The following is a 12333-nucleotide window of genomic DNA, read 5'->3' as shown; positions in this document are numbered from 1 at the left end:
GAAGACAAAAAAAGAGCGCCATCGCTGGCACTCTCTATCATTGCTTGTTTCCTTTTGATGTTTGAAAAGGGGGAGGAGCATTCAAAGGGAAGCAATGATCAAATTACAACGGACGGCACATCACCTTTGCACATCACCTTTGCCCATTAACTTGGCCCAATTGGTATTAGGCGGTCGCAGGCTGATGACCACTAGCACCGCCATTCATGCAATCTGCCACAAATTGAGCGCGTGCACCGAGGATAATTTGTACCCCATGCTTACCCACTTTAATCACGCCCATTGCACCCAGAGCCGTAATGCCCTCTTCATCAATGATGGATACATCTTTGACTTCTAAACGCAGACGAGTAATACAGGCGCCAACGCTTGTGATGTTGCCTCGACCACCCAGCAACTTAGTAATCTCCGCCGCCAGTTCATCGTTTTCTAACGTGATCTCTTTGCGTTCTGTATCTTCACGACCAACGGTTTTTAGATTGAATTTACGGATCGCAAATCGGAAGACGGTGTAATAAATAGCCGCCATGCATGGGCCCCAAATTAACACGTTGACCCAGTTAGTTTTAAAGCCATCCATACCCGGCAATACACCGAATGAGATGAAATCGATAATACCCGCAGAGAAGGTTTTACCAATGTGTACATCTAACGCATAGGTCACTGCATAAGAAACCCCTGCCATGATAGCGGAGAAGATATACAGCACTGGCGCAACAAAGATAAAGGCGAACTCAACTGGCTCAGTAATACCGGTAACAAATGAAGTCAGCGCCGCCGAGCCCAAAATACCCGCCGCGATTTTTTTGTTCTTATCTTTGGCTTCGTGGTACATCGCCAAACATGCTGCTGGAAAAGCAAACATGTAGATAGCAAAGTTGCCTGAAAGGAATTTACCGGCATCCACATACTGCTCGGTAGAAAAGTCTTTCACGCCATCTTCCAACATTTTGAACCAAATGGTGTGGTCGCCATTAACCACGGTACCTGCCGCCGTGGTGTATTCACCAAACGAGAACCAGTAAGGGCTATAGAAAATATGGTGCAGGCCTACCGGGATAAGAGCGCGCTCCATAAAGCCATAGATAAAGGTAGAGAGGTACATGTTGCCACCGTTTGCCATGTGCGACAGTGCATCAATCCCCGATTGGATGTAAGACCAAACATAAGGCAGAACAAGGCCGATAAGAAACGCAGCAAAAGCGGTAACAATAGGAACGAAGCGTTTACCGGCGAAGAAACCGAGGAAATCTGGCAGTTTGGTATCAAAGAACTTCTGATACATGGTTGCGGCGAGAATACCAGCGATCAAGCCACCAAATACGCCTGTTTGTAGGGTAGGAATACCCATCACCATCGCGTAACGGCCACCTGACATCGCCATTTCTGGGGTAATGCCCAGCGCAACGCCCATAGTCGCATTCATTACCACCATACCAACAATAGCTGCTAATGCTGCGATACCGGATTCTTTGGTTAAGCCCACCGCCGCACCAACTGCGAACAGCAGTGCTAGGTTATCAAAGATGACCCCGCCAGCGCGCATCATCAGCGGCATGTCGAGTTTTGCGCCGAAAGCCAACAATAGGCCTGCGGCAGGTAGGATTGAGATAGGTAACATCAACGCTTTACCGATTAAGGAAAGCTTTGATAAACCACTTTTTAGACTGTCTATCATAATTCATGTCCATCTGTTGTTGTAAGGTACTTTTCCAACAACGATTCTATCGAGATAGTGCCAGTCTAAGGTTGCAAATTGCGAGTGGTTTGTAAGCTCCCTCTTACAAACCAGAATTGTTTTACATTCGTTTTTAATAAATGAAAATATCAGCTATTCAATCATTTATGAGCTTTAGGATCATGATGATCTTTTTACTCTTCATGCGATATCAGCTCTTATTCCCTTCTCTATTTCCTTTCTCTATTTCGCACCGCTTTTTGCACCGCGTAGCGAATGGTAAAACGTCATGATAGCGAGGATAATAAACCCGCTCACAAGGCCAATAATGCCGTTACCCATCACCGAATAAGTCGGCGTGACATAAGGGATCACTGGCAATACATTCACCACACTGACCAAGCCATGATGTACAAATGGCAAACTGTGCACCACGATGCCGCCCCCAACTAAAAACATCGCAATGGTGCCGACAACGGTTAAGATCTTCATTAGCTTGGGTGCCATTGCCACCAACCCATCACCGATAGCGCCTAATGCCCCCTGACCACCACTTTTGCGTTGCAGATAAAAGCCTAAGTCATCCATTTTAACGATACCGGCCACCAATCCGTATACGCCAATAGTCATCAAGATAGCGATCAAACTCATCACCAATACTTGAGTTAGGAATGGATGTCCTTGCACTGTGCCCAGCGCAATCACAATAATCTCAGCCGAGAGGATAAAATCGGTACGAATCGCCCCTTTAATTTTCTTCTGCTCGTAATCGCTAAGATCTTCGGCCGAGGGTTCGATTTCCGCTTTATGCTCTGCTTGTTCTGTTGAGCTTGCATGATGGAAAAACTTCTCATGCACTTTCTCTGCCCCTTCAAAACACAAGAACAAACCACCAATCAGTAACAGCGGCGTAATCAACCACGGGGCGATGGAGCTTATCAGCAGCGCCGCTGGCACAAGGATCAATTTATTGCGAAAAGAACCTTTCGCTACGCCCCACACCACCGGAATTTCTCGCTCGGCACGCACGCCAGAAACTTGCTGTGCGTTTAACGCCAAATCATCCCCTAACACACCGGCGGTTTTCTTTGCCGCGACTTTAGACATCAAGGCGACATCATCAAGCACGGAGGCAATATCATCGAGTAGGGTCAATAAACTTAATCCTGCCATTGTTGTTTCCTTATTTTTAAGCATGGATAGTATTTAGATCATCATAGGCCAAAAACTCTCATCACTGCTGTAAATAAAAATAAAGGCACCCATAAGGTGCCTAAAAAAATACAAAAACAACTAGGAAAACGATTACGCTCTAAGTGCCTGATCTAAATCATCAAGAATGTCATCGATATGCTCAATGCCAACCGATAGGCGAATCATTTCAGGGTAGACGCCCGCCTTGGCTTGCTCTTCGGTGCTCATCTGGCGATGCGTCGTTGAAGCAGGATGGCAGGCAAGTGATTTCGCGTCACCAATATTGACCAAGCGCTTAAAGATTTGCAGCGCATCATAGAATCGCACGCCAGCGTCATAGCCATCTTTAAGACCAAACGACAAAATCGCCGACGGCTTGCCTTGCATGTACTTTTCTGCCAATGGGTAAAATGGCGAGTCCGCTAAACCTGCGTAACTGACCCAACTGACTTTTTCATGCTGCTGTAAGTATTGCGCGACTTTCAACGCATTCTCGGTATGGCGCTCCATACGCAACGATAAGGTTTCTAATCCTTGCATTAACATAAACGCATTCATTGGTGATAGTGCTGCGCCTGTATTACGCAGTGGTACAGTACGTGCCCGACCAATAAATGCCGCAGGACCAAATGCTTCTGTATACACCACGCCATGATAAGAAGGCTCAGGTTGATTCATAACCGGGAAACGTTCTTTGTGCTCCGCCCAAGGAAAGGTGCCTGCATCAATGATCGCACCGCCTAATGTCGTACCATGGCCACCGACATATTTGGTGAGCGAGTGCACCACGATGTCAGCGCCAAACTCAATCGGCTTGCACAAAGCAGGCGTAGCTACGGTGTTATCGACAATCACAGGCACACCCTGCGCGTGCGCCACTGCGGCGACGCGTTCAAGATCGATAATATTACCCGCTGGGTTACCAATGCTTTCGCAATAAACCGCCTTGGTATTTTCATCGATCAATTCCGCTAAACTTTCTGGTTTATCGTCTTTGGCGAAACGCACTTCAATGCCTTGCTTTGGTAGCATGTGAGCAAACAAGGTGTAAGTACCGCCATACAGCTGCGGAGTCGAAACGATGTTATCGCCCGCTTCAGCCAAGGTTAAAATCGCATAGTTGATTGCCGCGCTCCCCGCGCTCACCACTAAACCGGCAATCCCCCCTTCTAATGCCGCTATGCGTTTCTCTAAAACGTCATTCGTCGGGTTCATAATACGGGTATAGATGTTACCTGGGACTTCAAGGTTAAACAGATCGGCGCCATGCTGCGCGCTATCAAATTCATACGCGACAGTCTGATAAATCGGGGTTGCGACTGATTTGGTGGTCGGCTCGGTTTCATAACCAAAGTGAATCGCTAGTGTTTCGTCTTTCATAACTCATCCATGATATTGATTGATTGTTTCGCGTGCTGAGTAACTCGCCCGCCGTTTGTTTACTCACTATAAAATGATAATGCGCCTTTCCAGTTGGCGAATAAAGCAACAACGCTAAGAGATTTGAGGCGAGTCGGTGAAATTAAAGCCAAAAGCTGATTTTTGTCTGCTCTTTGGTTTCGTCTATGAAACGAATCACTGATGATGACTGCCGTTTCCAGCGAAGTACACTAGCCCGATCTCGCTAAACTCCCCTACTTTTCATCTAGCAACAAGCTCGTTAACCAACGATCCCATCAATAATCCCAGCTTACTTACGTTTAAATGCCAAAAAGTAATAACGACATGGTTTCTTGTGCTCTATATCACGTACATCACAATTAAAGTAGGTTTTATTTAACAAATAACTTACATAAAGGTTAATATTTGTCGACACGATAAATAAAGTAAATACACCAATAAGTAACAGGGAAACTACTTATGCAGTCTTTCGTTGATTTTCTGAATGGAATCATTTGGAGCCCCGCACTGATTTATTTATGCCTAGGTGCCGGCTTGTTTTACTCAATCACTACGCGATTTGTCCAAGTACGTCATTTCTTTGAAATGTGGCGCTTGCTTCTTTCCGGTAAAAGTTCTGACAAAGGCATTTCCTCCTTCCAAGCGCTTGCGGTTTCACTTTCTGGCCGTGTAGGTACTGGTAATATTGCTGGCGTTGCCGCTGCCATTGGCTTTGGTGGCCCTGGTGCGGTGTTTTGGATGTGGATGGTGGCGTTTTTTGGCGCAGCAACAGCCTACGCTGAATCGACACTTGCCCAAATCTATAAAGAAGAAGATAACGGAGAGTTCCGTGGTGGCCCTGCTTATTACATCGAAAAAGCCATGGGACAACGTTGGTATGCATGGATCTTTGCGATTGCCACGATTTTTGCCTGCGGTGTGTTATTACCTGGCGTACAGTCAAACAGCATTGGTAATGCGGTTGAAGCGGCGTTTGGTAGTGGTGAGATGATTGAAACTGCTGTCGGCACCTTTAGTTTTGCCAAAATCTTTACCGGCACGGTTATCTCGATCATTTTAGCCTTCATTATCTTTGGTGGCGTAAAACGTATTGCTCACTTCACTCAGGTTGTTGTGCCTTTTATGGCGCTGGCTTACATCATCACCGCCTTTGTGATTATTCTGCTGAACATCAGCGAAGTGCCACGCATCTTCTCAATGATCGTTGGCGATGCCTTTACACCAATGGCAGGCTTTGGTGCCGCAATTGGTTGGGGGGTAAAACGTGGGGTGTACTCTAATGAAGCGGGCCAAGGTACTGGCCCTCATGCAGCCGCAGCGGCAAACGTGGAGCACCCAGCTCAACAAGGTTTAGTGCAAGCTTTCTCAATCTATATAGATACATTATTAGTTTGTTCAGCCACTGCGTTTATGATTCTAATCACTGGCGCATATAACGTTCATGGCGCGGGCGAAGGCGCATTCCTAGTACAGCACCTTGCAGCCGATATTAGTGCCAATGGCCCAGTCTTTACCCAAATGGCGATTGAAAGCGCGCTACCGGGGATCGGCAAACCGTTTATTGCTTTAGCGCTGTTCTTCTTCTCGTTTACCACCGTTCTGGCTTACTACTACATTGCTGAAACCAATATTGCCTACATCCGTCGCACTTTCAAAGTGAGCGGTCTGATGTTCATCCTCAAGCTGGTGATCATCGCATCGGTATTCTACGGTACGGTAAAAACGGCCAATCTAGCCTGGGCGATGGGTGATGTTGGGGTCGGCCTGATGGCATGGCTCAATATCGTCGGTATTTTGATTATCTTCTTCCTCTCTAAGCCCGCGCTAAAGGCGCTGAAAGATTATGAAGAACAGCAGAAGCAAGGCGTAACAGAATATACGTTCAACCCGTTAAAATTGGGCATCAAAGGTGCTCATTATTGGGAAGAGCGCTATCGTCGTAAAACAGGGCATAACCCGATCGACGAAGATAAGACCGAGGTCGTCTCACAGACCTCACCACAATAAGAAAAAGCGGTGTATGTTCCAATCGCCATAAGCTACTCACGCTTATCTGATTGGTACAAAAAAGGGTTAGCCATTGGCTAACCCTTTTCTTTTATCGTTGTAGAACAATAGCGCGATTAAGCAGCTACCTGCTCAGCAGCAACGATTGGCTTGATACGCTTTTCACCAACTGGCAGTACTACGCGACCGAATTCGTTGTTTAGCACTTGTGCCATTGCGAAGTAGATTGCGCTAGCGCCACAGAAGATACCTTCGATACCAGCGATAGTGCCGATCAGTGAGCTACCAGTGAAATCACGTGCTGCAAGTAGGAAGAATAGGATCGTTAGAGAGCCGAATACCACTTGTTTTGCCACTGGGTAGCAAAGAGAACCGATAAACATGAAGCCAGTGAAGATACCCCAAAGTGCTAGGTACCAACCCATGAAGCTTGCTGGGCTTGGAGCAAGGCCCATGTTAGGCATTACAAGAATACCCACAAGAGTCAGCCAGAAAAGACCGTAAGAAGTGAAAGCAGTGGTACCAAAGGTGTCGCCACGCTTAAAGCACATCATACCAACAAGAACTTGGCCAAGGCCACCGTAGAAGATACCCATTGCTAGGATCATTGAATCGATTGGAAAAAAGCCTGCGTTATGGATGTTAAGCAGGATAGTTGTCATACCGAAACCCATTAGGCCTAGTGGGGCTGGGTTAGCCAGTTTAGTTGACATTGGCGCGTACCTTTCAAAAATGTTTATAAAAATTACGCGCGAATTTTAAGGTACACCCAATTAAACACAAGAAGCGAGGATTGAAAACTTAGATTACACAAATAAGCAATTAGACGAATACTCTAACTATTCCAACACTTACCACTAGATTGCAGTATTAAACAACATAATTGCGGATTTTTTAATCACCCCAAACCCCAAAAGCGCCATTTTGAATATCTAGCATTCTCTCAAGTTGAAATGTAACTGGCGAAAAGCGTTATTCGCCAGTTGATCGGTTTGAAAACGTTTAAGCACGGGCTTGATACAGCTTTTGCCCTACCGCTGTTTTGGTCAACAAGAAATAGAGAGCCAATTGCACCATCAGCGCCAATACGAGCGTCAATGGTGATTCGGTAATACCAGCAAACAGAAAGCCGACAAGGGCTATTGCACCATTCACGAGCGCATAAGGAAGCTGTGTTCTAAAGTGCTCATATTGCTCACAAGCCGCCCCTGTCGATGACAAAATCGTTGTTTCTGAAATCGGTGAGCAGTGATCACCAAATAGACCACCAGAAAGTACCGCACCAATACAAACCAATAGCGGCGCATCAATGGCTACCGCCGTTGGAATAACCAGCGGCATCATAATCGCAAAGGTGCCCCATGATGAGCCGGTAGCAAAAGAAATAATCGCCGCAAGCAAGAAGGCAATGGAAGGCAATAACCAGTGAGGGAATCCTGCTTGTGCTTGCTCAGCAATGTACGCGGCAGCACCCAGCTCTTTACCGACAGAGCTAAGGGACCAAGCCAAGATCAAGATGACTGCGACAGACATCATTCCTGACATCCCTTTCAAATAGATTTGGATGCTATCAGCGATTTTTCTCACACTATAAAAGGCCATTAAGCTAATAAGCGTAAAAGCGGCAAAAAGGTAAGCGGTAGACAGTGCTGCTCTAAAGGTGGAACCCGCGACTTTTTGAAATGGAAAACCTTGTGGAATAAGCATTGAGCATAATACCACTAACATCACCATCAGCGGCGCCCAAACAAAAGATGACTTTGCATTTTTATGCGTAAAAGCCTGATGTTGTTCTTGCTCAATCGGTTGGCTAATAATGCCTTGCTCCGCTTGCTTTTCTGCTTGGGCCATAGGACCAAAATCGAGCTTAAAAATGGAAATAATTGGAATGATCGCAATCGCTAAAAAGGCATAAAATTGATACGGAATCGCCCCGATAAAGGCATCCCAATCACTCATGCCGACACTTAACTGAGTAAACTCTTTTTGAATCAATCCCATGATATATACCCCCCAACCGATAAACGGCACGAGGATGGCGACAGGAGAAGAGGTTGAATCGATAATAAACGCGAGCTTCTGACGCGATATTTTAAGCTTATCAAACAGTGGTCTGAATACCGGGCCAACAATAAGCGGTGTACCTAGGTCAGAAAAGAAGATAACAATGCCGCCTAACCATGCAGAAAGCTGAGCTTGGCACTTGTTGGCCACTAATTTAGTCACGCGCTCGGCAAAGGCAACACCACCCCCTGATTTTTCCATCAAGGCGACAAAGCCACCAATAAAGACCAGTAGCAATATCACGCCGGCGTTATAGCTGTCGGTCAATTGAGGAAGAAGGTAACTCTTCATCAAGGCACCAAAAGAGTCGAGCAAGCCCGTTTTTACGAAAGTACCTTCCAACATTGCCACGCCACTAATCACACCTGCAAACAGTCCTAAAACGACATTGCGGGTGGTTAATGCCAGCACCAGAGTAACGATAATTGGTAGAAGAGAGATGATTCCCGGCTGTTCCATAGCAAAATCCAATCAAGAATAATTAGTCATAAAAATCGAATATACATGCAACTTAATGTGTTGTATATCAGTTCTAATACAAAAGTTTATATTGGTTTGAATTATCGAGAATGAGGAGATTAAGACGAAAAAAACCAGCCCTAAGGCTGGTTCTTAACTTGGTCAATTAAGCGGAAATTATTCCCACTCGATCGTCGCTGGTGGCTTACCTGAAATGTCGTAAACCACGCGTGAAATACCGTCTACTTCGTTGATGATACGGTTAGAAACCTTACCTAAGAAGTCGTATGGTAGGTGCGCCCAATGAGCCGTCATAAAGTCGATGGTTTCTACCGCACGTAGCGATACAACCCAATCGTATTTACGCCCATCACCCATTACGCCTACAGAGCGTACTGGTAGAAATACCGTAAATGCTTGCGATACTTTGTTGTAAAGATCCGCTGCGTGAAGCTCTTCAATGAAGATAGCATCAGCACGACGTAGCAAGTCACAGTACTCTTTTTTCACTTCACCAAGAACACGAACACCAAGGCCTGGTCCTGGGAATGGATGGCGGTAAAGCATGTTGTAAGGTAAGCCTAGCTCTAGACCGATCTTACGCACTTCATCTTTAAATAGCTCACGTAGTGGCTCAACCAAGCCCATTTCCATATCGTCTGGCAAACCGCCTACGTTATGGTGAGATTTGATCACGTGTGCTTTGCCTGTCTTAGACGCCGCTGATTCGATAACGTCTGGGTAGATCGTACCCTGTGCTAGCCATTTAGCATTGGTCAGTTTCTTCGACTCTTCATCAAAGATATCAACGAAAACGTGACCGATGATCTTACGTTTTGCTTCTGGCTCTGACACACCTTCAAGTGCTTTAAGGAAACGCTCTTCTGCGTCAACTTTAATGATGTTTAGACCAAACTGATCACCAAACATCTCCATCACTTGTTGGCCTTCATTTAAACGTAGTAGACCGTTATCAACGAATACACACGTTAGCTTGTCGCCGATTGCGCGGTGCGCAAGCATTGCCACAACAGAAGAGTCAACACCGCCAGATAGACCAAGAATCACTTCATCGTCACCCACTTGCTCTTTAATACGAGCAACCGCGTCTTCAATGATTGATTCAGAAGTCCATAGACGCTCACAACCACATACATTTAGTACGAAGTTTTCTAGCATCTTAAGGCCGTTTTTAGTGTGCGTTACTTCTGGGTGGAACTGAACGCCGTAGTATTTCTTCTCTTCGTTTGCCATCGCAGCATAAGGACAAGTATCTGTCTGTGCGATCTTGGTGAAGTCAGATGGGATCTCGATAACTTTGTCACCGTGGCTCATCCAAACATCTTGTGTCGCTTCAAGGCCAGCGAACAGTGCTGATTCGCCCGTCACTTGTACTGCAGCGTAACCAAATTCGCGCTCAGTAGAACCTGCTACTTTACCGCCAAGTTGTTCAGCCATGGTCTGCATGCCGTAACATACACCAAATACAGGAACACCAGAGTCGAATACATATTGAGGAGCTCGTGGAGAGTTTGCTTCAGTCACACTCTCAGGGCCACCAGATAGGATGATGCCATCTGGATTGAATTCACGAATATCCGCTTCTTCTACATCCCAGCTCCATAGCTCACAGTAAACACCGATCTCACGAACACGGCGCGCTACTAGCTGAGTGTACTGAGAACCGAAGTCCAGAATCAGAATACGTTGGTCATGAATATTTTTTGTCATTTTGGGCAGTCTTATAAGCTGAGTTATTACAACGGAGGCGAGTTTACCCGCCTCACATTAATGCTTCAAGGAAAAAGCAAACGTTTACGTAAGATAAATTCTATCGAAAGAATTAACCTCGACGGTAGTTTGGCGCTTCCTTAGTGATCTGAACATCGTGTACGTGAGATTCAGCCATACCTGCACCTGAGATACGAACAAATTCTGCTTTAGTACGCATTGCTTCGATCGTTGCTGAGCCAGTTAGACCCATGCTTGAACGTAGACCACCCATTTGTTGGTGAACGATCTCTTTCAAGTGACCTTTGTATGCGATACGACCTTCGATACCTTCTGGAACTAGCTTGTCTGCTGCGTTATCAGATTGGAAGTAACGATCTGAAGAACCTTGTGACATCGCGCCTAGTGAACCCATGCCGCGGTAAGATTTGTATGAACGACCGTTGTAAAGAATAACTTCACCTGGTGCTTCTTCAGTACCTGCGAACATTGAGCCAACCATTACACATGATGCGCCCGCTGCGATTGCTTTACAGATATCACCAGAGAAACGGATGCCGCCATCAGCGATAACTGGGATGCCGTATTCATTTGCCACTTCTGCTGCATCAGCAATAGCGGTAACTTGAGGAACACCGACGCCCGTTACGATACGAGTAGTACAGATTGAACCTGGGCCAATGCCCACTTTCACTGCGCTTACACCCGCTTCAATCAGTGCTTTAGCACCAGCACCTGTTGCAACGTTACCGCCGATGATGTCTAGATCTGGGAATGCAGCGCGAGTTTCGCGGATACGATTTAGAACACCTTCTGAGTGACCATGAGATGAGTCGATAAGTAGAACGTCAACACCCGCTTCAACTAGTGCTTGAACACGCTCTTCGTTACCTGCGCCTGCGCCAACTGCAGCACCTACACGTAGACGACCTTGCGCATCTTTACATGCATTCGGCTTAGTTTCTGCTTTGTGGAAGTCTTTTGCGGTGATCATACCGGTCAGTTGGAACTCGTCGTTCACGACCAATACTTTTTCAACACGAGCGCTGTGCATTTTCTCTTGAACTTCTTCACGAGATGCACCTTCTTTAACAGAAGCTAGACGCTCTTTCGGTGTCATTACTACATTTACTTTCTTACTTAAGTCAGTAACAAAGCGCACATCACGACCAGTGATGATACCAACAAGCTCGTTGCTCTCAGTAACAACAGGGAAACCGGCAAAACCGTGTTTTCTTGTTAATTCAACCACATCAGCAATTGTTGCATCTGGGTGTACCGTTACAGGGTGAGTAACAACGCCCGCTTCGAAGATTTTCACTTGGTGAACCATCTCAGCTTGTTGCTCGATAGACATGTTCTTGTGAATAAAACCAATACCGCCTTCTTGCGCTAGGGCAATCGCTAGGCGAGCTTCTGTTACTGTGTCCATAGACGCAGAAATCATTGGGATGTTCAGAGAAATGTTTTTCGTTAGCTGAGTGCGAAGATCAGCTGTGTTTGGGAGAACAGTGGAGTGAGCTGGCACGAGTAGTACGTCATCGAATGTCAGCGCTTCTTTGGCAATTCTTAGCATTTGCAATATCTCACAATTAGAGGAGTAAAAAAAACAATCCAGTCTCATCGTTTCGCATAATGAGGGCAATTCGTCAGGGTGACTCGTTGCATTTGGATTAGATATTGCGGTGGGATTATACGGTTAACGCATACGCTTGACCACTAATTTTTTTAATTTTTTTCTTGCATTTACCCCCTTGCTATGTATTATATTGCCGCTAACTTCCATACCCACGCCCACG

General features: G+C 46.0%; 8 protein-coding genes. 1 reads left to right on the top strand and 7 read right to left on the bottom strand.

Annotated features, from left to right (window positions below):
• Nucleotides 1–166: 166 nt before the first annotated feature.
• The 3 genes from RH88_RS06195 to RH88_RS06185 form a co-directional block, all read right to left on the bottom strand.
• Entirely contained in the window at nucleotides 167–1678 is a 1512-nt protein-coding gene (locus tag RH88_RS06195) for a PTS transporter subunit EIIC (RefSeq protein WP_005594238.1), read from the bottom strand.
• Between the two features lie 243 nt (nucleotides 1679–1921).
• A complete protein-coding gene (locus RH88_RS06190) occupies nucleotides 1922–2851 on the bottom strand; it encodes a DUF808 domain-containing protein (RefSeq protein ID WP_005594236.1) in 930 nt (309 codons plus the stop codon).
• Between the two features lie 132 nt (nucleotides 2852–2983).
• Nucleotides 2984–4252, bottom strand: a complete 1269-nt coding sequence (locus RH88_RS06185; RefSeq protein WP_005594235.1) for an O-acetylhomoserine aminocarboxypropyltransferase/cysteine synthase family protein — start codon at nucleotides 4250–4252, stop codon at nucleotides 2984–2986.
• Nucleotides 4253–4732: 480 nt separating this feature from the next.
• Between RH88_RS06185 and RH88_RS06180 the strand changes: the two genes are divergently transcribed.
• On the top strand, nucleotides 4733–6280 hold the full coding sequence (locus RH88_RS06180; protein ID WP_005594233.1) for an alanine/glycine:cation symporter family protein: 1548 nt from the start codon (nucleotides 4733–4735) through the stop codon (nucleotides 6278–6280).
• 116 nt (nucleotides 6281–6396) lie between these two features.
• Here RH88_RS06180 and RH88_RS06175 read toward each other — a convergent pair whose 3' ends face one another.
• The 4 genes from RH88_RS06175 to guaB form a co-directional block, all read right to left on the bottom strand.
• Nucleotides 6397–6993 (bottom strand): acetate uptake transporter, encoded by a 597-nt coding sequence (locus tag RH88_RS06175; RefSeq protein WP_005594232.1) that lies wholly within the window; start codon nucleotides 6991–6993, stop codon nucleotides 6397–6399.
• Between the two features lie 289 nt (nucleotides 6994–7282).
• Nucleotides 7283–8803 carry a Na+/H+ antiporter NhaC family protein gene (locus RH88_RS06170; RefSeq protein ID WP_005594230.1) on the bottom strand — a complete coding sequence of 507 codons (1521 nt, stop codon included), beginning with the start codon at nucleotides 8801–8803 and terminating at the stop codon, nucleotides 7283–7285.
• 177 nt (nucleotides 8804–8980) lie between these two features.
• A complete protein-coding gene (gene guaA, locus RH88_RS06165; RefSeq protein WP_005594227.1) occupies nucleotides 8981–10534 on the bottom strand; it encodes a glutamine-hydrolyzing GMP synthase in 1554 nt (517 codons plus the stop codon).
• Nucleotides 10535–10646: 112 nt separating this feature from the next.
• A complete protein-coding gene (gene guaB, locus RH88_RS06160) occupies nucleotides 10647–12110 on the bottom strand; it encodes an IMP dehydrogenase (RefSeq protein WP_005594225.1) in 1464 nt (487 codons plus the stop codon).
• Nucleotides 12111–12333 lie beyond the last annotated feature (223 nt).

This window comes from Vibrio scophthalmi LMG 19158 (assembly GCF_000222585.1).
In the GTDB taxonomy this organism is placed as follows: Bacteria; Pseudomonadota; Gammaproteobacteria; order Enterobacterales; family Vibrionaceae; genus Vibrio; species Vibrio scophthalmi.
The sequence above is the reverse complement of the archived record's forward strand: the minus strand, read 5'-3'. Positions and strand labels throughout refer to the sequence as shown.